General features: G+C 74.6%; 23 protein-coding genes. 10 read left to right on the top strand and 13 right to left on the bottom strand.

Annotated elements, in window-relative coordinates:
* Positions 1 to 126 precede the first annotated feature (126 nt).
* Both ACWD4P_RS01505 and sigE read right to left on the bottom strand, forming a co-directional pair.
* Positions 127 to 1,008, bottom strand: a complete 882-nt coding sequence (locus ACWD4P_RS01505; RefSeq protein WP_449778192.1) for a zf-HC2 domain-containing protein — start codon at positions 1,006 to 1,008, stop codon at positions 127 to 129.
* Between the two features lie 122 nt (positions 1,009 to 1,130).
* Complete coding sequence (gene sigE, locus ACWD4P_RS01500; RefSeq protein WP_449778249.1) at positions 1,131 to 1,862, bottom strand: RNA polymerase sigma factor SigE; 732 nt, start codon at positions 1,860 to 1,862, stop codon at positions 1,131 to 1,133.
* Between the two features lie 288 nt (positions 1,863 to 2,150).
* Here sigE and ACWD4P_RS01495 point away from each other — a divergent pair, with 288 nt between their 5' ends.
* Positions 2,151 to 2,783 (top strand): O-methyltransferase, encoded by a 633-nt coding sequence (locus tag ACWD4P_RS01495; protein WP_359822953.1) that lies wholly within the window; start codon positions 2,151 to 2,153, stop codon positions 2,781 to 2,783.
* Positions 2,784 to 2,933: 150 nt separating this feature from the next.
* Here the strand turns inward: ACWD4P_RS01495 and ACWD4P_RS01490 are convergent, their stop codons facing one another.
* Entirely contained in the window at positions 2,934 to 3,101 is a 168-nt protein-coding gene (locus tag ACWD4P_RS01490) for a DUF3117 domain-containing protein (protein ID WP_074001376.1), read from the bottom strand.
* A 297-nt stretch (positions 3,102 to 3,398) separates the two neighbouring features.
* Between ACWD4P_RS01490 and ACWD4P_RS01485 the strand changes: the two genes are divergently transcribed.
* Complete coding sequence (locus tag ACWD4P_RS01485) at positions 3,399 to 4,199, top strand: enoyl-CoA hydratase-related protein (protein ID WP_359822892.1); 801 nt, start codon at positions 3,399 to 3,401, stop codon at positions 4,197 to 4,199.
* Here the strand turns inward: ACWD4P_RS01485 and ACWD4P_RS01480 are convergent.
* Positions 4,196 to 4,795, bottom strand: coding sequence for a DNA-3-methyladenine glycosylase I (locus ACWD4P_RS01480; protein WP_449778191.1), 600 nt, complete (start codon positions 4,793 to 4,795; stop codon positions 4,196 to 4,198). The genes ACWD4P_RS01485 and ACWD4P_RS01480 overlap by 4 nt on opposite strands.
* Positions 4,792 to 5,232 carry a DivIVA domain-containing protein gene (locus tag ACWD4P_RS01475; RefSeq protein WP_359822897.1) on the bottom strand — a complete coding sequence of 147 codons (441 nt, stop codon included), beginning with the start codon at positions 5,230 to 5,232 and terminating at the stop codon, positions 4,792 to 4,794. Before ACWD4P_RS01475 ends, ACWD4P_RS01480 begins: the two co-directional genes overlap by 4 nt.
* A 181-nt stretch (positions 5,233 to 5,413) precedes the next feature.
* Here ACWD4P_RS01475 and folP point away from each other — a divergent pair, with 181 nt between their 5' ends.
* On the top strand, positions 5,414 to 6,226 hold the full coding sequence (gene folP / locus ACWD4P_RS01470) for a dihydropteroate synthase (protein WP_359822956.1): 813 nt from the start codon (positions 5,414 to 5,416) through the stop codon (positions 6,224 to 6,226).
* 2 nt (positions 6,227 to 6,228) lie between these two features.
* On the opposite strand, the gene ACWD4P_RS01465 is transcribed toward folP, so the two are convergent.
* On the bottom strand, positions 6,229 to 7,038 hold the full coding sequence (locus ACWD4P_RS01465) for an LOG family protein (RefSeq protein WP_359822899.1): 810 nt from the start codon (positions 7,036 to 7,038) through the stop codon (positions 6,229 to 6,231).
* Positions 7,039 to 7,149: 111 nt separating this feature from the next.
* Complete coding sequence (gene dapE / locus ACWD4P_RS01460; protein ID WP_359822901.1) at positions 7,150 to 8,226, bottom strand: succinyl-diaminopimelate desuccinylase; 1,077 nt, start codon at positions 8,224 to 8,226, stop codon at positions 7,150 to 7,152.
* Positions 8,227 to 8,471: 245 nt separating this feature from the next.
* Here dapE and ACWD4P_RS01455 point away from each other — a divergent pair, with 245 nt between their 5' ends.
* Both ACWD4P_RS01455 and ACWD4P_RS01450 read left to right on the top strand, forming a co-directional pair.
* On the top strand, positions 8,472 to 9,473 hold the full coding sequence (locus ACWD4P_RS01455; protein WP_449778248.1) for a hypothetical protein: 1,002 nt from the start codon (positions 8,472 to 8,474) through the stop codon (positions 9,471 to 9,473).
* 302 nt (positions 9,474 to 9,775) lie between these two features.
* A complete protein-coding gene (locus tag ACWD4P_RS01450) occupies positions 9,776 to 10,579 on the top strand; it encodes a hypothetical protein (RefSeq protein WP_449778190.1) in 804 nt (267 codons plus the stop codon).
* A gap of 87 nt (positions 10,580 to 10,666) precedes the next feature.
* Here the strand turns inward: ACWD4P_RS01450 and dapC are convergent, their stop codons facing one another.
* Positions 10,667 to 11,815, bottom strand: coding sequence for a succinyldiaminopimelate transaminase (gene dapC / locus ACWD4P_RS01445; protein WP_449778189.1), 1,149 nt, complete (start codon positions 11,813 to 11,815; stop codon positions 10,667 to 10,669).
* 20 nt (positions 11,816 to 11,835) lie between these two features.
* A complete protein-coding gene (fdxA, locus tag ACWD4P_RS01440; RefSeq protein WP_030061559.1) occupies positions 11,836 to 12,162 on the bottom strand; it encodes a ferredoxin in 327 nt (108 codons plus the stop codon).
* A gap of 130 nt (positions 12,163 to 12,292) precedes the next feature.
* Here fdxA and ACWD4P_RS01435 point away from each other — a divergent pair, with 130 nt between their 5' ends.
* Both ACWD4P_RS01435 and ACWD4P_RS01430 read left to right on the top strand, forming a co-directional pair.
* Positions 12,293 to 13,306 carry a GNAT family N-acetyltransferase gene (locus tag ACWD4P_RS01435; protein WP_449778188.1) on the top strand — a complete coding sequence of 338 codons (1,014 nt, stop codon included), beginning with the start codon at positions 12,293 to 12,295 and terminating at the stop codon, positions 13,304 to 13,306.
* A 123-nt stretch (positions 13,307 to 13,429) separates the two neighbouring features.
* The gene (locus ACWD4P_RS01430; protein ID WP_359822915.1) at positions 13,430 to 14,302 is read left to right on the top strand and encodes a transglutaminase-like domain-containing protein; all 873 of its coding nucleotides are present in this window, start codon (positions 13,430 to 13,432) and stop codon (positions 14,300 to 14,302) included.
* Positions 14,303 to 14,370: 68 nt separating this feature from the next.
* Here the strand turns inward: ACWD4P_RS01430 and ACWD4P_RS01425 are convergent, their stop codons facing one another.
* Positions 14,371 to 15,000, bottom strand: coding sequence for a response regulator transcription factor (locus tag ACWD4P_RS01425; RefSeq protein ID WP_359822917.1), 630 nt, complete (start codon positions 14,998 to 15,000; stop codon positions 14,371 to 14,373).
* Between the two features lie 61 nt (positions 15,001 to 15,061).
* On the opposite strand from ACWD4P_RS01425, the gene ACWD4P_RS01420 reads away from it, so the two are divergent.
* A complete protein-coding gene (locus tag ACWD4P_RS01420) occupies positions 15,062 to 16,000 on the top strand; it encodes a MerR family transcriptional regulator (RefSeq protein WP_359822919.1) in 939 nt (312 codons plus the stop codon).
* On the top strand, positions 16,000 to 16,500 hold the full coding sequence (locus ACWD4P_RS01415) for a GNAT family N-acetyltransferase (RefSeq protein ID WP_449778187.1): 501 nt from the start codon (positions 16,000 to 16,002) through the stop codon (positions 16,498 to 16,500). Before ACWD4P_RS01420 ends, ACWD4P_RS01415 begins: the two co-directional genes overlap by 1 nt.
* Positions 16,501 to 16,532: 32 nt before the next feature.
* Here the strand turns inward: ACWD4P_RS01415 and ACWD4P_RS01410 are convergent, their stop codons facing one another.
* Positions 16,533 to 16,889, bottom strand: a complete 357-nt coding sequence (locus ACWD4P_RS01410) for a hypothetical protein (protein ID WP_359822924.1) — start codon at positions 16,887 to 16,889, stop codon at positions 16,533 to 16,535.
* 13 nt (positions 16,890 to 16,902) lie between these two features.
* Positions 16,903 to 17,235, bottom strand: a complete 333-nt coding sequence (locus ACWD4P_RS01405; RefSeq protein ID WP_449778186.1) for a hypothetical protein — start codon at positions 17,233 to 17,235, stop codon at positions 16,903 to 16,905.
* Positions 17,236 to 17,256: 21 nt separating this feature from the next.
* Between ACWD4P_RS01405 and ACWD4P_RS01400 the strand changes: the two genes are divergently transcribed.
* Positions 17,257 to 17,781, top strand: coding sequence for a sensor histidine kinase (locus ACWD4P_RS01400; RefSeq protein ID WP_449778185.1), 525 nt, complete (start codon positions 17,257 to 17,259; stop codon positions 17,779 to 17,781).
* 43 nt (positions 17,782 to 17,824) lie between these two features.
* Here ACWD4P_RS01400 and ACWD4P_RS01395 read toward each other — a convergent pair whose 3' ends face one another.
* Positions 17,825 to 19,087: a sensor histidine kinase gene (locus ACWD4P_RS01395; RefSeq protein ID WP_359822936.1), complete on the bottom strand. Its 1,263-nt coding sequence runs from the start codon at positions 19,085 to 19,087 to the stop codon at positions 17,825 to 17,827.
* Positions 19,088 to 19,090 lie beyond the last annotated feature (3 nt).

Below are 19,090 nucleotides of genomic sequence, written 5' to 3'. Positions count from 1 at the left end.
CGACGGTTCCTACAGGGTAATGGCCACCGGCGAGTCCCTGGTCCACGCTGGGATGAAGCCGTGGTAAAGACCTGCCGGTGGCCGAGGCCGTCCGGAGCGGAACGGCGGTGTTCTTCGAGGGCCGCTCTAGCGGGTCTGCTGGCGCAGCGCCGCGACGCCCCCGGGGTTGCGCTCCGGGGAGCCCTGCGGGGTCGCCTCGCGGGTCGCGGCGACCGGGCGGCCGGGGAAGTCCACCGGGACCTGCGCGTTCATCGGGACGAGTCCGCCGCCGCGCCCGCTGCCCGTGCCGGGCGGGCTGACGGTGGTGCCGTGGTTCTGCTCGCCCTGCGCGCTGAGCCCGCCGACGCCGCCGAGCGTCACCGCGGCGACGGAGAAGGCGCCCGCGGCGGCGAAGACCAGCCGGCGCCCCCGCGCGGAGGAGCGGACGACGGCCGCGGAGGCCTGCGGACGGGCCGGGGCGGCGGAGGGCTCGGGGCGGGCGGAGCGCCGGCCCATCAGCGGCCGCAGCACCGCGCCGCGCCCGAAGGCGCGCGGGTCGACCCCGGGCAGCGGGGTGTCGGCGCCGAGCGCGCCGGCGCCGAAGGAGGCCCCGGCACCGCGGCCGAAGGAGCCGCCGTCGAGCCGGCTGCCGCCGAGCGTGCCGGTGGCGGCGACCCCGCCGCCGGGCAGGTCGTCGTCGTCATCGCGGCGCCCGCGCCCGGCCGGCCAGTCGCCGTCCGCCGGGGCGTCCTCGGGGAGGTTGCCGACGGCCATCAGGCGGGCCATCAGCGCGGAGGACGGGCCGGGCGTGCCGGTGCGGGTCAGCATGTGCTTGACAGCGCGGCCCTCGTCGGCCTCGGCGAGGCACTGGGGGCAGGTCGCCAGGTGGGCCTGGACCCGGTCGCGCGAGTCGTGGCCGAGCTCGCCGTCCAGGAAGGCGGAGAGGCGCTCGCCGAGGTGGTGGTCCTCGGTGGGTGCGGCGGGGCGGACGGGCAGCGCGCGCAGCGCCGTGTCCGCGGGCAGGGACACCGCGGGCAGCACGGGCTCACCGGGTTCGTCGCCTCCGCGACGGCCCGGCAGGGCCCAGCCCCGTCGGCTCGGAGACCGGTCGGACGCGTCCGACCGGTCCGAGCCGGACCGGCTGGTTCCGCTCACGATCGCCTCCGTCCGCGCCCACCGGGCGCGACCGCGGCCTCGACCGCGCCGACGCCGACCGGCACCGGCTCCTCCGAGCCGCCGCGGCGCTCACGGCCGGGGGCCGAGCCGGGGGCGCGGTGCTTGAGCGCGGCGCGCAGGTGCGAGCGGCCGCGGTGGATGCGGCTGCGGACGGTGCCGAGCTTGACGCCCAGCGTGGCGGCGATCTCCTCGTAGGACAGGCCCTCGATGTCACAGAGCACCACGGCGGCGCGGAACTCCGGCGCGAGGGTGTCCAGGGCGTGCTGCACGTCGGCGTCGAAGTGGGTGTCGCTGAAGTGCTGGGCCGGGCTGGGCTCGCGGGAGGCCAGCCGCTCGGCCGCGTCCTCGCCGAGCGCGTCGAAGCGGATGCGCTGGCGGCGGCGGACCATGTCCAGGAAGAGGTTGGTGGTGATCCGGTGCAGCCAGCCCTCGAACGTGCCGGGGGTGTAGGTGGACAGCGAGCGGAACACCCGGACGAAGACCTCCTGGGTGAGGTCCTCGGCGTCGTGCTGGTTGCCCGTCAGGCGGTAGGCGAGGCGGTAGACCCGGGCGCTGTGCGCCTCGACGATCTCCTCCCAGGTGGGCGGAGTCCAGGTCTGCGCGTCGGGACCCTCGGTGAAGGTCGCGAGGGCGGGGGCCTCGTTGGCACCGCCGGCCGGCGTCGCGGCCACGGACTTGTCCAGGTCGGAGTGCGCAGACTGGTTCATCACGGGCTTCGGCGTACGGGCCGACGCGGTGCCGCGGGAGTGCCGCCGCACAGGGACGTCGCCCTCGGCCACACCTCCTCGGTCGGCTCTTCTGCCCAGCAGGGCCACCACCATATCCACCTCACCCGTCAAGCCCGGATAAAAGTGCCCGGGCGGTCTTCCGCACCCGGTCCGACATGACAACGGCCCGCCGCCGTACGCGGTTCCCGGTCGGCCAGTAATCTGTGCCAGGAAATATCGACATCCCCCGGCACCGGGCCGCCACCCGGGGCTCCGAAAGAGGCAGCCATCAGCGAGTTCGGGCCCGCGCGCGCGGCCCTCGCCGACACCTACGTGGGCGAGGACGCGGTGCTGACCTACGCCCGGGCGCAGTCCGCGCGAACCGGGATACGGGCGATCGGACCGAGCGGAGGGGCCTGCCTGCGGCTGCTGGCCGCCGCACTGGACGCCAAGGCGGTGGCCGAGATCGGCACCGGCACCGGGGTGTCCGGGGTCTACCTGCTGCGCGGAATGCGGCCGGACGGCGTGCTCACCACGGTCGACACGGAGCCGGTGCGCCAGCAACTGGCCCGCGAGGCGTACCAGGCGGCCGGGTTCGCGACCAACCGCTCCCGGTTCATACCGGGCCGGGCGCTGGAGGTGCTGCCCCGGCTCGCCGACGGCCAGTACGACCTGGTGTTCTGCGACGGCGATCCGGCCGAGTCCTGCGAGTACCTGCGGGAGGCGCTGCGGCTGCTGCGGCCGGGCGGGATGGTCTGCTTCGAGGGCGTCTTCCAGGAGGGCCGACTGGCCGAGCCGGAGCTCCAGGACCCGCAGACCGGAGCGGTCCGGGACCTGGTCCGGGACGTGCGGGAGAGCGAGGCGCTGCTGCCCGCGCTGCTGCCCGTGTCGGACGGGCTGCTCTGCGCCGTCAAGCGCTGAGCCGGGGGCCCGGGGCGACGGGCCCCGGGGGCCGCGGCCCCACGGGCTCACGGGCTCACGGGCTCAGGAAAACGTGCGGACCCGGGCCGACATGACGTCGTACCCGGGCCCGGCAGCACATCTCCAGGAGATGGCGAGCACCTGCTGCGGTCAGCCGCAGGCCTTCTTCAGGGCCTCGCCGAGGGCCTGAGCCTCGTCAGGCGTGAGCTCCACCACGAGGCGTCCGCCGCCTTCGAGCGGAACGCGCATGATGATGCCCCGCCCCTCTTTGGTGACTTCGAGCGGGCCGTCACCCGTCCGCGGCTTCATGGCCGCCATGCTCGTTCCCCTTCCTGCAACCGCTCAGCTACGCACCGGCAGTCCGTCCACCGCCGGTATCGAACGCATTGATCGGAAGCCATTATCCCGCATGCCACGGGCTGATGACCAACATCACTCTCGGTGCAACCACGGCCGGACCGCCCCCAACCGCCGCAAACCACGCCATAAGCCCCGGCGTGGCGGCGGTACGGACACCACTGGAAGGTGCGATACCTCACACTCCCCAGGCCCCCGTGTGCTCCGGCATCCTGACACACACGACTGACACCGCCACGATCCCGGGAGCCCTCACCCATGTCCGATTCCGTGCTGTACGAGCTGGACGGCGGCCTGGCCGTCATCACCATCAACCGCCCGGAGGCGATGAACGCGCTCGACGTCGCCACCAAGATCGCGCTGCGCGACGCCGTGTCCGCCGCGTCCGCGGACCCGGCGGTGCGGGCCGTCCTGCTCACCGGGGCGGGCGAGCGGGCGTTCTGCGTCGGGCAGGACCTGAACGAGCACCTGGCCCTGCTCAAGCGCTTCGAGGAGACCGGCGAGGGCGCGCTGCGCACCGTCGCCGAGCACTACAACCCGCTGACCCGGGCACTGGCCGGGATGCGCAAGCCGACCGTCGCCGCGGTCGGCGGGGTGGCGGCCGGCGCGGGCGCCTCGCTCGCCTTCGCCTGCGACTTCCGGATCCTGTCCGACCGGGCCGGCTTCAACACCGCCTTCGCCGGGATCGCGCTGACCGCCGACTCCGGCGCCTCCTGGACGCTGCCCCGGCTGGTCGGGCACGCCCGGGCCACCGAGCTGCTGATGCTGCCCCGGACGGTCAAGGCCGCCGAGGCGATGGAGCTGGGCCTGGCCACCAGGGTGGTGCCGGCCGAGGAACTCGCGGCCACCGCACGGGCCTTCGCCCGCGAGCTGGCCGAGGGCCCGACCGTCGCCTACGGCGCCATCAAGGAGTCGCTGGCGTACGGCGCCTCCCACTCGCTGGACGAACTCCTCGACAAGGAGGACGAGTTGCAGACACTGGCGGGCGAGAGCGAGGACCACCGGATCGCGGTGCGCGCCTTCATCGCCAAGGAGAAGCCGAAGTACCTGGGCCGCTAGGACTTCCTCCCGGCGCCGGTGCGGACGTGGCAGTCCGCCAGGTGGTCGTCGACCAGTCCGCAGGCCTGCATCAGCGCGTAGGCGGTGGTCGGGCCGACGAAACGGAAACCCGCCTTCTTCAGCGCCTTCGCCAGCGCCGTCGACTCCGGTGTGACGGCCGGCACCTCGCCCAGCGAGCGGGGGGCCGGCCGGTCCGGGTCCCCGGCGAACTGCCAGACCAGCGCGTCCAGGCCGCCCTCCAGGTCGCGGGCGACCCGCGCGTTGGCGATCGCCGCCTCGATCTTGGCCCGGTTGCGGATGATGCCGGTGTCGGCGAGCAGGCGCTCCTTGTCCGCCTCGCCGAACTCGGCGACCCTGGCGATCTCGAAGCCCGCGAACGCGGCCCGGAAGCCCTCGCGGCGGCGCAGGATGGTCAGCCAGGACAGGCCGGACTGGAAGGCCTCCAGGCAGACCCGCTCGAACAGCGGGTCGTCGCCGTGCACCGGGCGGCCCCACTCGGTGTCGTGGTAAATCCGGTAGTCGTCGGTGGAGTCGCCCCAGCCGCAGCGGCGCAGGCCGTCCGCTCCGAGCACCGCGCCCTCGGCCGCGGCCGTCACGTGTCCGTCCCCGGCTTGGCGTCCTCGGGGGCCGGCTCCCCGGCCGACTGCTTGGCGAGCACCACGGCCGGCTCGACCACCTGGGCGAACTGCTCCAGGCCGGGCAGCGGCTCGGCCGCCGGGTCGGGGGCGTCGGTCGCCTCGACCGCGCCGCGCAGGTGGGCGGCGGCCTCCAGCTCGGCGATCCGCGCGTCGCGGTAGGCGAGTTCGGCGCCGAGGCGGTCCAGGACGTCGTCCACCTCGTCCATCCGGTAGCCGCGCAGCGCCATCGGCAGGCGCAGCTCGTCCACGTCCGCCTTGCCCAGCGGGCGGTCCTGCGGAAGTCGCGCGGAGATCCGGTCCGGTACCGCATCCGGCATCGAGCCGCCCCCGCCGAGCGCCACCAGGGCGGCGCCTCCGACCACCACGGCCATGGCGACCACGATCACCCAGAACACGAGCTGTCCTCCCGAACTCCCGGCCGGTCCGCTATGTGGTGGCAGGTAACCACACTGATCATGACAGCATGGTCCCTTAGTGAGGCCGGGGGCCATCATCGCACCCGCAGGAGCTGTGGAGGAGACATCGGTGGCACTGCGCCTGGGACCGCGGGAATTCGGTGACGACGAGCTGGTGATCATGGCGATCGTCAACCGGACGCCGGACTCGTTCTTCGACAAGGGCGCGACCTTCGCCGACGAGGCCGCGTTCGCCGCGGCGGACCGGGCGATGGCCGAGGGCGCCGCGATCCTGGACATCGGCGGGGTGAAGGCCGGGCCGGGCGACGAGGTCACGGTCGAGGAGGAGCTGCGGCGCACCGTGCCCTTCGTGGCCGAGCTGCGCAAGCGCCACCCCGAGGCGGTGATCAGCGTCGACACCTGGCGGCACGAGGTCGGCGAGGCGGTCTGCGAGGCGGGCGCGGACCTGCTGAACGACGCCTGGGGCGGGGTCGACCCGAAGCTCGCCGAGGTGGCCGCCCGGTACGACGCCGGGCTGGTCTGCACCCACGCGGGCGGCGCCGAGCCCCGCACCCGGCCGCACCGGATCGGGTACGAGGACGTGATGGCGGACATCCTGCGGGTGACCGTGGGGCTCGCCGAGCGCGCGGTGGAGCTGGGCGTGCGGCGGGACGCGGTGATCATCGACCCGGGGCACGACTTCGGCAAGAACACCCGGCACTCGCTGGAGGCCACCCGGCGACTGCCGGAGATGACCGCGACCGGCTTCCCGGTGCTGGTCTCGCTCTCCAACAAGGACTTCGTCGGCGAGACCCTGGACCGGCCGGTGAACGAGCGGCTGCTCGGCACCCTGGCCACCACCGCCGTCTCGGCCTGGCTGGGCGCGCGGGTCTACCGGGTGCACCAGGTCGAGGAGACCCGCCAGGTGCTGGACATGGTCGCCTCGATCCGGGGCACCCGCCCCCCGGCGGTCGCCCGCCGGGGTCTCGCCTGACCCTAGATCTCGCCGGCGGGCCGACGGGCGTCGGCGAGGATCTTCATGACCTCGTCGATCTCGTCGGTGATGTGGAACAGCTCCAGGTCGTGCGGGGCCGCCTTGCCCTGCTCGACCAGGGTGTTCTTCAGCCACTCGTGGAGGCCGCCCCAGTAGGCGCTGCCGTAGAGGATCACCGGGAAGCGGGTGACCTTCTTCGTCTGCACCAGGGTGAGCGCCTCGAACAGCTCGTCCAGCGTGCCGAGGCCGCCGGGCAGGACCACGAAGCCCTGCGAGTACTTCACGAACATCGTCTTGCGGACGAAGAAGTAGCGGAAGTTCAGTCCGAGGTCGACGAACTCGTTGAGGCCCTGTTCGAAGGGCAGCTCGATGCCGAGCCCGACGCTGAGGCCGCCCGCCTCGGAGGCGCCGCGGTTGGCGGCCTCCATCGCCCCCGGGCCGCCACCGGTGATCACCGCGTAGCCGGCCTCGGCGAGGGCCCGGCCGATGGCCACGCCCGCCTCGTACTCGGGCGAGCCGACGGGCGTCCGGGCGGAGCCGAAGACGCTGATCGCGGTCGGCAGTTCGGCGAGGGCGCCGAAGCCCTCGACGAACTCGGAGGTGATCCGCAGCACCCGCCACGGGTCGGTGTGCAGCCAGTCGGTGGGACCGGTGGTGTCCAGCAGGCGCTGGTCCGTGGTGCTCGTGCCGACCTGGTCCCGGCGCACCAGCACCGGGCCCTTCTGCTTCTCGGGCCAGGCCTTCTTCTTCCGCGGCACCCCGACCTGCTCGGGACCGTGGCCGTACTGCTTCTCGTCTCCTGTGCCTGTCATGACGAAACCCTACGCCCGCCCTCCCCCGTTTTCAGGCAACGGGGGAAGGTCGGTTGGGCATCCGGAAGGTGGCGTTCGACCGCCGGGCGGACGGGCGGCGCCGGGCACGGCTCAGCTGGTCAGCCAGGCGCGCAGCCGCTCCTCGACCTCGGCGATGGCGCTCAGAGAGCAGTGCTCCTCGCGCTTGTGGGCCAGGTTCGGGTCGCCGGGACCGTAGTTGACGGCCGGGACGCCGAGCGCGCTGAACCGGGCGACGTCCGTCCAGCCGAACTTGGCCCGGGCCTGGCCGCCGGTGGCCGCCAGGAAGGCCTGGGCGGCCGGCTGGGAGAGCCCGGGCAGGGCGCCCGGGGCGAAGTCGGTGACGGTCAGTTCGAAGCCGTCGAAGACCTCGCGCACGTGCTTCTCCGCGTCCGCCTCGCTGCGGTCCGGCGCGTAGCGGAAGTTGACCGTGACGACGCACTCGTCCGGGATCACGTTGCCGGCCACGCCGCCGTCGATCCGGACGGCGTTCAGGCCCTCGCGGTACTCCAGGCCGTCGATCTCCACCCGGCGCGGCTGGTACCGGTCGAGCCGGCCGAGCACCTCGGCGGCGTGGTGGATGGCGTTGTCGCCGAGCCAGCTGCGGGCCGCGTGGGCGCGCACGCCGGTGAGCCGCACCTGCGCCCGCAGGGTGCCCTGGCAGCCGCCCTCGACCATGGCGCCGCTGGGCTCCATCAGCACCGCGAAGTCGCCCGCCAGCCAGTCCGGGTGCTCACTGGCGAGGTGGCCGAGGCCGTTGCGGTGGGCCTCCACCTCCTCGCAGTCGTAGAAGACGTAGGTGAGGTCGCGGTTGGGCTCGGCGAGGGTGGCGGCGAGGCGCAGCTGGACGGCCACGCCGGACTTCATGTCCGAGGTGCCGCAGCCGTAGAGCAGGTCTCCCTCGACGTACGAGGGGAGGTTGTCGGCGATCGGCACGGTGTCCAGGTGGCCGGCCAGGACGACGCGCTCGGCCCGGCCCAGGTTCGTGCGGGCGACGACGTTGTTGCCGTGGCGGTCGACGGTGAGGTGCGGGTAGCCGCGCAGCGCGGTCTCCACGGCGTCGGCGAGCGCCTGCTCGTCGCCGCTCACCGAGGGGAAGTCGACGAGTCGGGCGGTCAGCGTGCCGCCGTCGAGAGTGAGGTCCAGGGGCGTCGGGTTCGGGCTGCTCATGGGCGCCAGCCTAGTCCGCGGCCCGGTCCGTCCGGTGCCGCGCGCCGGGCCCGCCGGCACGGGCCGCGGGGGCGAGTGGGCGGGTGGCGGCAACCGGAGGGCGCCGCACATCCGTCCGAGTGGGTACGGTGTCGGATCAAGGTGCAGGCACGAGAGGGGCGAGGGTGGCCAGGAGAAGGAGCAGCGGGGAACCGGGCGACGAAGAGGAGCCCACCCGCCGCCGCGGGCCGCTGCGCGCCCTGCTGATGGTCATCGTCGGGCTGCTCGGCCTGGCCCTGGTCGCCGGCCTGGCCGTGGTCGGGATCTGGTGGTTCGGCTTCAAGCCGGGCGCGTCCGAGGAGTGCACGGTGAAGACCGCGGCGGGCAGCGGGACGCTGGAGCTGCCGCAGGCCGCCAACGCCGCGACGATCGCCGCGGTGGCGCGCTCGCGCGGGTTGCCGGACCGGGCCACCACGATCTCGCTGGCGACCGCCATGCAGGAGTCCAAGCTGCGCAACCTCGCGGGCGGCGACCGGGACTCGATCGGCCTCTTCCAGCAGCGGCCGTCGATGGGCTGGGGCACCCCGGCGCAGATCGCGGACCCGGTGTACGCGACCAACAAGTTCCTGGACGGCCTGGTCAAGGTCCCCGGCTACACCCGGATGCCGCTGACCGACGCCGCGCAGACCGTGCAGAAGAGCGGCTACCCGCAGGCGTACGCCAAGCACGAGACCAAGGCGACCCTGCTCACCTCGGCGCTGGCCGGCCGGGAGCCCGCCTCCTTCTCCTGCGTGGTGCACGACTACGCCAAGCCGGACCCGGCGGACTCCGCCTCCGGCGCGGCGGGCGCCACCCCGGGCGCCACCCCGGGCGCCGGCGCCACCCCGGCCGCGGCGCCGGACCGGGCCCAGGTGCTGTCCGACCGGGTGCGCCGGGAGTTCGGCCGCACGGTGACCCCGGCGACCGGCTACGCCTCGACCATCAAGGGCGCCGAGAACGCCGTCTCGCTGACCCCGGACCCGGCCACGGCCGCGCTGACCTCCGCCCCGGACGCGGAGGCGGACGGCGGGGTGAGCGCCGAGCGGGCGAGCGGCTGGGAGGTCGCCCACTGGGCGGTCGCCCAGGCGCAGCAGCTGGGCATCGCGACGGTCGCCTACGACGGGAAGATCTGGCGCAAGTCCAAGTCCGAGGACGGCTGGCAGACCCAGACCTCGGGCACCTCGACCAAGCTCGTCCAGGTCACTCTGGCCCCGGCCGACAAGAGCTGACGCATGGGTGTTCGGGTTGCCGCCGGACGGGTGATTCCGGTCAACCGTGGTGGACCGACCGCCCGTTCCGGCGAACCGGGCTGGAGAACCGTCACTCCCCTTGGCCGGGGCCGGTTCGAGGGCGTCCGACCGGACCCCGCGGACACCCCCACTGCAGTCGTACGATCCGATGGTCGGCCAGGAATCTTCCTTGCACCGGCCGAAACCTTCTGGCTTCTCAAGCGGTAACAACGTCGTCCGCCCGGTCGGCCACGCCCGGTCCCTGGGCGGACGGACGGACCCAGACCCCTTCGAGGAGCCCCATGTCTCACCCCCTCACGCGCCGGATCGCCCAGGCCGCGCTCGTCGTGGCCGCAGGAGCGACCCCGCTGCTCGCGGCCGGCTCCGCGTCCGCCCTGGGCGGGGACGCCCTGCTGCCCAAGAGCGACCTCGCGGCACCGCTGGGCCAGCTGACCAACTCCGACGCCGGCTCCACCCTCCAGCACACGACCCACGAGCTCGGCCAGGCCGCCGGCACCACCGGCGCGGCCACCGTCGCCGCCGGCGTGCCGGCCTCCGCCGACGCCGCGGGCAACATCGTCGCCCAGCAGCTGCCCGAGGCCAACGAGAAGGCCGGCTCGCTGACCGCCCCGGTCGACCAGACCGCGGCGACCGCGGGCCAGCTCTCCTCGGTCACCCCGAAGGTCGCCTCGGCGCTGGCCGGCAAGCTCGGCGAGGCCGTCACCGGCAAGGCCGCGGACACCCGCAGCGCCACCGCCGGCACCGGCCCGCTCGGCGGGCTGACCCAGGCCGGCTCGGTCACCCAGGCCCTGCCGGGCACCGAGAGCGTCACCGGCGCCGTCCCCGGCGGCACCGCCGTCGCCGACGCGCTGCCGGTCGGCGCGGTGCAGCGCGCCCTGCCGCTCGGCTCGGTCGAGCGGGCCCTGCCGTCCGACCTGCCCGCCACCGACGTGCTCGGCCTGGCCGAGCACGGCTCGGCCAACCGCCTCGGCGGTGCCGACCTCGGCCAGAACAACCCGCTGGGCGGCCTCACCGGCGCGCTCGGCCCGCTCGGCGGCCTGCTGGGCGGCCTCAACGGCGGCGGCCTCGGCGGCCTGCCGCTGTAGGACCGTCCGCGCACAGGATGCGGAGAACCCGGAGGGGGCCGGTGTCACGGACACCGGCCCCCTCCGCCGTACGCTCCCCGAGTGCGGTCAGCGCGCCGCGCCCAGCCGCTCCACGGCCGCGGCGACCCGCTCGTCGGTCGCCGTGAACGCGACCCGCACGAAGCGGTCGCCGGCCGGCCCGTAGAAGTCGCCGGGCGCCACCAGGATGCCCAGCCCGGCCAGTTCGGCCACCGTCTCCCAGCACGGGCGGTCCTGGGTCGCCCACAGGTAGAGGCTGGCCTCGGAGTGCTCGATCCGGAAGCCGTACGCCTCCAGCGCCGCCCGCAGCGCCGAGCGCCGGGCCGCGTACCGCTCGCGCTGCTCGGCCACGTGCGCGTCGTCCGCGAGCGCGGCGACCGTCGCCGCCTGGACCGGCGACGGCACGATCATGCCGCCGTGCTTGCGCACCTCCAGCAGCTCCCTGACCACCACCGCGTCGCCCGCCACGAAGGAAGCCCGGTAGCCGGCCAGGTTGGAGCGCTTGGAGAGCGAGTGGACGGCCAGCAGGCCCTCGTGGTCGTCGCCGCAGACGTCCGGGTGCAGGACGGAGACCGGCTCGGCCTCCCAGCCCAGCTCCAGGTAGCACTCGTCGCCGACCAGCAGCACCCGGTGCTCCCGGGCCCACTCGACGGCGCGGCGCAGCTCCTCCGCGCCCAGCACCCGGCCGGTCGGGTTGGACGGCGAGTTCACCCAGAGCAGGCGCACCCGGGAGCCGTCCAGCTCCTCCACCGAGTCGTACTCGACCGGCTCGGCGCCGCACAGCCGGGCACCCACCTCGTAGGTCGGGTACGCCAGGCGCGGGTAGGCGACCTGGTCGCCGGGGCCGAGGCCGAGCTGGGTCGGCAGCCAGGCCACCAGCTCCTTGGAGCCGACGGTCGGCAGCACGGCCTGCGGGCCGACCCGCGCGCCGAGGCGGCGGTGCAGCCAGCCGGCGATCGCCTCGCGCAGCTCCAGCGGGCCCCAGACGGTCGGGTAGCCGGGGGTGTCGGTGTGCGCCGCCAGCGCCTTCTGGATCACCTCGGGGACCGGGTCCACCGGGGTGCCGACGGAGAAGTCGCAGAGCCCGCCGGGGTGGGCCAGCGCGGTCTTCTTGTACGGCTCCAGCTTGTCCCAGGGGAAGACCGGGAGGCTGTCGGAAACGCGGCGCGCCGCCCCCGGGTGGCCCGGGAACGGCGCGCGCGTGCTGTTGGTGCTCACAGCTGATGTGCCACCGATCGTCAGTGGTCGGCGTTCTGCGGCGGCAGAGCGGCGATGAACGGGTGGTCACGCTCGATCAGGCCGAGCTTCGAGGCGCCGCCGGGCGAACCCAGGTCGTCGAAGAACTCGACGTTCGCCTTGTAGTAGTCCTTCCACTCCTCCGGAGTGTCGTCCTCGTAGAAGATCGCCTCGACCGGGCAGACCGGCTCGCACGCGCCACAGTCGACACACTCATCCGGGTGGATGTAGAGCGATCGCTCGCCCTCGTAGATGCAGTCAACCGGGCACTCTTCGATGCACGCCTTGTCCTTCACGTCGACACAAGGCTGCGCGATGACGTAGGTCACGCTGTCGTTCCTCCTCGGAAGGGCCTGGTGGCCCGTTCTGTTCTGCTGCCGTGCGCGGTGAGCGCGGCGTCGTCGATGCCCGCCCCTAGTATCGCGGGTCGGAGACCGCGAATGCACAGGAGGTGGCCAGATGGCGACGGACAACCCGGTCGGCGGCCGTCCGGAGGTCCGGATAGATCGCTCTGACGTGGGACGACGCGTGTCCGTCCGGCGCCTCTCGGAGTTCGTGGACGACCGGCCGGTGTTCCGGGATTCGATCGGCGTGCTCACATCGTGGGACGATCTTGGGTTGACGATCGTCCCGCGCTCCGGCGATCCGGTCTTCTTGCCGGAGAAGTTGCTGGTCGCGGGCAAGGTCGTGCCGCCGTTTCCGGCCCGGCGCGCGCCCCTGCCGGCCGCCGGGCCGGTCGAACTGCAGCGGATCGCGGGACGCGGCTGGCCGGCCGTCGAGCAGGAACCGCTCGGCGAGTGGACGCTGCGCGCCGCGGCCGGGTTCACCCGGCGGGCCAACTCCGTCCAGGCCCTCGGGGACCCGGGGCTGCCGCTGCCTCAGGCCCTGGAGGCCGTCCGCGCCTGGTACGCGGCGCGCGGACTGCCCGCGTACGTCGAGGTGGTCACCCCCGGCTCGCCCGGGCCGCTGCTCGCCGAACTCGACCGGCTCGGGGCCGGGTACGCGCCCACCCTCGTCCGCACCGCCCCGCTGACCGGGCTCGCCCGGGCCGGCGCCGGGCACGGGAAGGTGCGGCTGGCGCGGACCGCGGACGACGGGTGGCTGTCGCTGTACCGGCGGGTGAGCGGCGACCCGGCGGTGGAGGAGGCGGCCCGGCAGGTGCTGCACGGCGGGCCCTCGGTCTGGTTCGCCACCGTGCCGGGCGCCCCCGGACAGCCCCCGCTGGCGATCGGACGCTGCGTCATCGAGGGAGCCTGGGCCTGCTTCGGCGCGATCGAGGTCCAGCCGTACGCCCGGCGGGCCGGACTGGCGACGGCGGTCATGGCGGTGCTCGCCTCGCGCGCGGCCGAGGAGGGCGCCGGCGGCGGGTACCTCCAGGTCGAGGCGGAGAACGCCGGGGCGATCGCGCTCTATGACGGGCTCGGCTTCACGACCAGTCACACTTACCACTACGCCCTGCTTCCCCAGGGGTAGCCGCCGGGCCGTACCGTCCGTCCGGACCCGCCCGCCCGACCCGTCCGGAGCCGACCGATCCACCCGCCCGTCCGATCGCCCGCCGCCTTGTCCGTCCGCCGTACGAAAGCCGTCGCCGTCACCGTGACCGAGCAGAGCAGAGACCGCTTCCGGACCGCCGCCCGCGCCGAGCAGCCCGACCCGGTGCTGCTGTGCCTGCTCGCCGCCGCCGAGCACGGCATGGTGCCCGACCCCGGCGACCCCGGCGAGCCGCCGGGCGTGGACGCGCTGCTCGCCGCCTGCGAGGCCGCGCTGGAGCGGCACGCGGCGGCGGTCCGGGTGGCGGTCGCCGAACGGGCGCCCACCGGACCGGAGGAGACCGCCGCCCTGCTCGCCGCCGTGCTCGGCGGCCGGGAGCGCTTCCACGGACGGCAGTCCGACTACCGGCGGCTGGAGTCCTCGCTGCTGCCCGAGGTGCTGCGGCGACGGCGAGGCCTGCCGATCACGCTCTCCCTGGTCTGGATGGCGGTCGCACGGCGGGCCGGGCTGACCGTCCACGGCATCGCGCTGCCCGGCCACTTCATCGTCGCGGTCGGCGGCCCGGCGGGCGGCGAGGAGTACGTCCTGGCCGACCCGTTCCACGGCGGCCGGCTGCTCGACCCGGAGGACGTCGAGCGGCTGGTCGCCGCCGCCGGGCAGGAGTTCACCCCCGCGCTGCTCACCCCGGCCCAGCCGCTGGAGATCGTGCTGCGGGTGCTCGGCAACATCCGGGTCTGGGCCGCCGACCGCCCCGAGCACGCCCGCACCCAGCTCTGGGCCACCGAACTCGCCCTGCTGCTGCCCCGGCACCCCGCCCAGCTGCGCCTGGAACGGGCCGAACTCCTCGTCCGCACCGGCGACTTCCTCGGCGGATCGGCGGAGATGGACGCCTACGCGCAGATCCTGGACGCCTTCGACCCGGACACCGCCGCCAAGGTCCGGCAGGAGGCCCGGGCGGCCCGGCACCGGCTCAACTAGGGCGCGTCTGACAATTGGCGTCGCACGCCCGGCGGGAATTGTCAGACGCGCCCCAGGGCGCGTCCCGGCTACAGCCAGCCCTTCTCCCGGGCGATCCGGACCGCCTCGGTGCGGTTGCGGGCCTCGGTCTTCTGGATCGCCATCGACAGGTAGTTGCGCACCGTCCCCTCGGACAGGTGCAGCCGCCCGGCGATGTCCGCGTTCACCGCGCCGTCGGCGGCCGCGCCCAGCACGTCCCGCTCGCGCTGGGTCAGCGGATTGGCGCCCTCGGCCAGCGCGGCGGCGGCCAACGCCGGGTCGATCACCCGCTCGCCGCGCAGCACCCGGCGGATCGCCTCCGCCAGCTCGGCGGCCGGCGCGTCCTTCACCAGGAAGGCGTCCGCGCCCGACTCCATCGCCCGGCGCAGGTACCCGGGCCGGCCGAAGGTCGTCGCGATGACCACCTTGGTCCGGGGCGCCCGGCGGCTCAGCTCGGCCGCCGCCTCGATGCCCGTCATCCCCGGCATCTCGATGTCCAGCACGGCGACCTGCACGTCGTTCGCGAGCACCGCCGCCACCACCTCGTCGCCGCGGCCGACCTGCGCCACGACGTCGATGTCCCCCTCCAGCCCGAGCAGCGCGGCCAGCGCCTCCCGGACCATGCCCTGGTCCTCGGCGAGCAGGACGCGGATCGAGGCCCCGTTGTCAGTGTCGTTCATGGCCACGACCTTAGAGGGCGGGGTTGAGTCTCCCGTAGGGGGAGACGCCAAGCTGGACCGCATGGACGGCAGCGACACCCTCTACTCGATCGGCGACCTGGCCCGGCGCACCGGACTCACCGTCAAGACCATCCGGTTCTACGCCGACACCGGCCTGGTGCCGCCCACCGACCGCACCGCCGCGGGCTACCGGCGCTACGACGTCCACGCGCTCGCCCGGCTGGACCTCGTCCGCACCCTGCGCGAGCTCGGGCTCGACCTGCCGGCGATCCGCCGGGTGCTGGAGCGGCAGGCCCCGCTGCGGGAGGTCGCCGCCGCGCACGCCGAGGCGCTGGAGGTGCAGATCCGCACGCTCCGGCTGCGCCGGGCGGTGCTGCTCGCCGTCGCCCAACGCGGTTCCACACCCGAGGAGATGAGACTCATGCACAAGCTCGCCAAGCTCTCCGACGCCGAACGGCGGCGCCTGGTCCACGACTTCATCGACGAGGCCTTCGGCGGCCTGGACGCCAACCCGGAGTTCGTCGCCATGATGCGCTCCGCGATGCCCGAACTGCCCGACGAGCCACGGGCGGAGCAGGTCGAGGCCTGGGTCGAACTGGGTGAACTCGTCCAGGACCCGGACTTCCGCGCCTCGGTGCGCAGGATGGCCGAACAGCAGGCCGCCGAGCGGGCCGAGGGCGACCGGGGCGGGCTGCACCACGCCCTCACCGAGGCCGTGCGGTCGCTGGTCGGCGGCGCCGTCGAAGTCGGCACCGACCCCGCCTCCCCCGCCGCCGGCCCCGTCGTCGACACCCTCACCGCCGCCTATGCCGAGACCTTCGGCCGGCCCGACGACGAGGAACTGCGCCGCTGGCTCCTGGCCCGCCTGGAGACCGCCGCCGACCCGCGCGCCGAGCGCTACTGGCACCTGCTGTCGGTCATCAACGGCTGGCCCGTCCCGGAGAGCCTGACCGAGGTATTCCGGTGGTTCACCGAGGCCCTGCGCGCCAGACTGGCGTGATGCCCGTCCTGGAACCGCTGCGCCCCGACCACGCCGAAGCCCTGCTGGCCTTCGAACGCGCCAACCGCGCGTACTTCGCCCGCAGCGTCCCGGACCGCGGCGACGCCTACTTCGCCGAGTTCGCGGAGCGCCACGCCGCCCTCCTCACCGAACAGGCCGAGGGCGTCTGCCGGTTCCACATCGTCCGCGACGCGGCCGGCCACCTGGTCGGCCGCGTCAACCTCGTCGACCTCGCCGACGGCAGTGCCGAACTCGGCTACCGGATCGCCGAGTCCGCCGCCGGCCGGGGCCTCGCCACCGCCGCCGTGGCCGAGGTCTGCCGCCTCGCCGTCACCGCGTACGGCCTGCGCGCGCTCACCGCCATGACGACGGTGGACAACCCCGCCTCCCGGGCCGTCCTGGTCCGCAACGGCTTCAAGTGCCGGTACGAGTTCCTCTTCGACGACCGCCCCGCCCTCGCCTACCGCCGTGTCCTCGCCGGCCCCGCCGCTCAGGCGTAGGCGGCCGGCCGGGCCCGCTGCCCGGACGGGCGCTACGCCGGCAGCCAGCGCCGGGCGGCCTCGACGCTGTCGGCGATGCGGGTGTTGAAGGCGAGGGCGGCCCCGGGGGCGTGGCGGCGGACCAGGTTGACCACCAGCTCGAAGAAGGGCAGCGCCGGTTCGGGCTTGCGGATGCCGCCCCCGATGACGACGACGTCCCAGTCCCGGTCGGAGAGGGCCGCCACGACGGCGGGTTCGGCCGTGTCGTCGGGCGCGACCAGGGCCGCGGTGGCGTCGATGCCGTGCTCGGCGAAGCGGGCGAGTTCGGCGTCGAGCACGGCCGTCACGGCGTCGCCGTCCATGCCGGGGACGCGGTGCGGGTCGAAACCGAGGACGAGAACGGTAGGCATGCCCGGAAGGACGCTACCGCGGCCGCACGGGTTCCCCGTCGAGGAAGCGGGCCGCGTCCGCGAGGGTGAGCTTGGGGTCGCTCCAGGAGCAGACCTCCAGCCAGGAGAGCCGGCCGTCCTCGGCGAAGAGGAGGATCTCGCCGTCGGAGCCGATGGCCGCCTCGGCCACCACCTCCGAGCGGGCGCCGTCCGCGACGCCCGCGAACAGCGCCGTGCTGCAGCCGCACCGGCAGCGGGACTCCACGCGCAGGTCCGGGACCTGGGCGCGCAGGGGGTGGCCCTCGGGGAGGAGGGCGTGGAGGACGCGGGCGACGTCGGCGGGGAGCGAGGCGGGCAGGAGAGTCATCAGCGGCGGCCCAATCGTGCGGTGAGGACGGACAGTTCTTCGATCCGGAGGAGGCGGGCGAGCAGGAGGTACCCGGCGGCGAGGACGGCGGCGGCCGGCCAGTTCGCCCCCGTCGACCTGTCCGCCGTACTGCGCGAGCTCGCCGACCAGTACCGCCCGGCGCTCGGCGCCGGGATCGCACTGCGGGTGGAGGCGGGCGAGGCGGTGCTGGTGCGCGGCAGCCGCATCCGGCTGCACCGGCTGGTGCGCAACCTGCTGGACAACGCCCGGCGGCACGCGTCCGCCGAGGTGGTGCTGTCCGTACGGCAGACCGCGCACGGCTGCGTCCTGGAGGTCCGGGACGACGGCCCGGGCGTGCCGCCGGAGGACCGCGAGCGGATCTTCGAGCCGTTCACCCGGCTCGACGAGGCCCGCAGCCGGGACGCCGGCGGCAGCGGCCTGGGCCTGGCCATCGCGGCGGACATCGCCACCCGGCACGGCGGCACCCTGCGGGTCGCCCACGCCCCGCGCGGCGCCCGCTTCGTGCTGGAACTGCCGTCCGGCTGAGGCCTCGGCCGCAGGGCGCGGGGCCTGAACGCGGGTTGCGGGGCTAACGCGACTCGGGGACCGGAGCCGGAGCCGGCGCGGCCGCCGGCCGCAGCGGCACCGAGGCCCGCAGCCGGAAGCCCCGGCCGCGCTCCCCCGGCCCGGTCTCCAGCCGCCCGCCGACCAGCGCCAGCCGCTCCTCGAGCCCGGACAGGCCGTTGCCCGGCTGGGACTTGCCCGGCCCGCGCCCGTCGTCGGCGACCTCCAGGACGGCGTAGCGCTCGCCGCTCGCCTCCCAGCTCTCGTCCGCCGTCACCGTGCAGACGGTGGCGCCCTCGCCGTGCCGCACGACGTTGGTCACGGCCTCGCGCAGTGCCCAGGCCAGCGCCCCGGTCTCCTCCTCGGCCAGCGTCGGCCAGGCGTCCGCCAGTTCGGGCGCGGCCTCCAGCCGGATCTGCGCGGCGGCCAGCGCGGTGCGGGCGGCGGCCAGTTCGACCGGCAGGGTCGGGCGGCGGAAGCCGGTCACCGCCTCCCGGACGTCGATCAGCGACTGCCGGGCGACCTGTTCGATGTCGGCGACCTGTGCCCGCGCCGCCTCGTCCTTGCCGGCGTCCATGAACCGCCCGGCCAGCTCGCTCTTCAGGGTGATCAGCGACAGCGAGTGCCCGAGCAGGTCGTGCAGGTCGCGGGCCAGCCGCAGCCGCTCCTCGGAGGCGGCCAGGTGCGCGACGGCGGCCCGGGCCTCGCGCAGCTCCTTCATGGCGGCGACCAGCCGCTGCAGTCCGGTCATCGCGACGCCGGAGAGGAAGGCGCTGAGCGCGAAGGTGGAGACGTTGTCGATGCCGGCGCCGATGCCCACCCCGACCGCCGCGGTGAGCACCCCCATGGCGACCAGCCCGCGCAGCGCGTACCGGGCCGGAACGATGATCGCGACGCACACCGAGGCGTAGATGAACAGCGTCAGGAAGGCGGGGCCGAGGACGACCGAGGCGGCGACGGCGAGCCCGACCATGGTCGTGACGATCGCCAGGCAGGCCCGCGGCCGCATCCCGGCCTGCGAGCGGAAGATCACCAGCAGCACGTAGGCGGCCATGAACCCGGCCAGGCAGCACCAGCCGAACACCGTCCCGGCCGTGCTGTGGCCGCCGTTCAGCAGGTCGCCCGCCGGGTAGGCCAGGTAGAGCATCCACAGCAGCATCCAGGCGACCTTGACCAGCAGCTGCCGCCTGCTCTCCACCGGGGAGCCGGGCACGTTCATGAAGGACGCGCGCGCCACGCCCGCCCCCGGGGGTTCCTCGGGACGGTGGGCCTGGCGCGCGTCGTTCATGTC

It is taken from the genome of Kitasatospora sp. NPDC002543 (assembly GCF_053594915.1).
This window is presented reverse-complemented; position numbering and strand designations above follow the sequence as displayed.

Excerpts from the sequence above, each read along its gene's own strand:
- sigE (WP_449778249.1), bottom strand. The coding sequence starts at position 1,862 with ATGAACCAGTCTGCGCACTCCGACCTGGACAAGTCCGTGGCCGCGACG.
- ACWD4P_RS01485 (WP_359822892.1), top strand. The coding sequence starts at position 3,399 with ATGTCCGATTCCGTGCTGTACGAGCTGGACGGCGGCCTGGCCGTCATC.
- ACWD4P_RS01425 (WP_359822917.1), bottom strand. The coding sequence starts at position 15,000 with ATGAACGACACTGACAACGGGGCCTCGATCCGCGTCCTGCTCGCCGAG.
- ACWD4P_RS01405 (WP_449778186.1), bottom strand. The coding sequence starts at position 17,235 with ATGACTCTCCTGCCCGCCTCGCTCCCCGCCGACGTCGCCCGCGTCCTC.
- ACWD4P_RS01435 (WP_449778188.1), top strand. The coding sequence starts at position 12,293 with ATGGCGACGGACAACCCGGTCGGCGGCCGTCCGGAGGTCCGGATAGAT.
- ACWD4P_RS01395 (WP_359822936.1), bottom strand. The coding sequence starts at position 19,087 with ATGAACGACGCGCGCCAGGCCCACCGTCCCGAGGAACCCCCGGGGGCG.
- ACWD4P_RS01465 (WP_359822899.1), bottom strand. The coding sequence starts at position 7,038 with ATGACAGGCACAGGAGACGAGAAGCAGTACGGCCACGGTCCCGAGCAG.
- ACWD4P_RS01415 (WP_449778187.1), top strand. The coding sequence starts at position 16,000 with ATGCCCGTCCTGGAACCGCTGCGCCCCGACCACGCCGAAGCCCTGCTG.
- dapE (WP_359822901.1), bottom strand. The coding sequence starts at position 8,226 with ATGAGCAGCCCGAACCCGACGCCCCTGGACCTCACTCTCGACGGCGGC.
- ACWD4P_RS01450 (WP_449778190.1), top strand. The coding sequence starts at position 9,776 with ATGTCTCACCCCCTCACGCGCCGGATCGCCCAGGCCGCGCTCGTCGTG.
- ACWD4P_RS01490 (WP_074001376.1), bottom strand. The coding sequence starts at position 3,101 with ATGGCGGCCATGAAGCCGCGGACGGGTGACGGCCCGCTCGAAGTCACC.
- folP (WP_359822956.1), top strand. The coding sequence starts at position 5,414 with ATGGCGATCGTCAACCGGACGCCGGACTCGTTCTTCGACAAGGGCGCG.
- ACWD4P_RS01420 (WP_359822919.1), top strand. The coding sequence starts at position 15,062 with ATGGACGGCAGCGACACCCTCTACTCGATCGGCGACCTGGCCCGGCGC.
- ACWD4P_RS01410 (WP_359822924.1), bottom strand. The coding sequence starts at position 16,889 with ATGCCTACCGTTCTCGTCCTCGGTTTCGACCCGCACCGCGTCCCCGGC.
- ACWD4P_RS01455 (WP_449778248.1), top strand. The coding sequence starts at position 8,472 with ATGGTCATCGTCGGGCTGCTCGGCCTGGCCCTGGTCGCCGGCCTGGCC.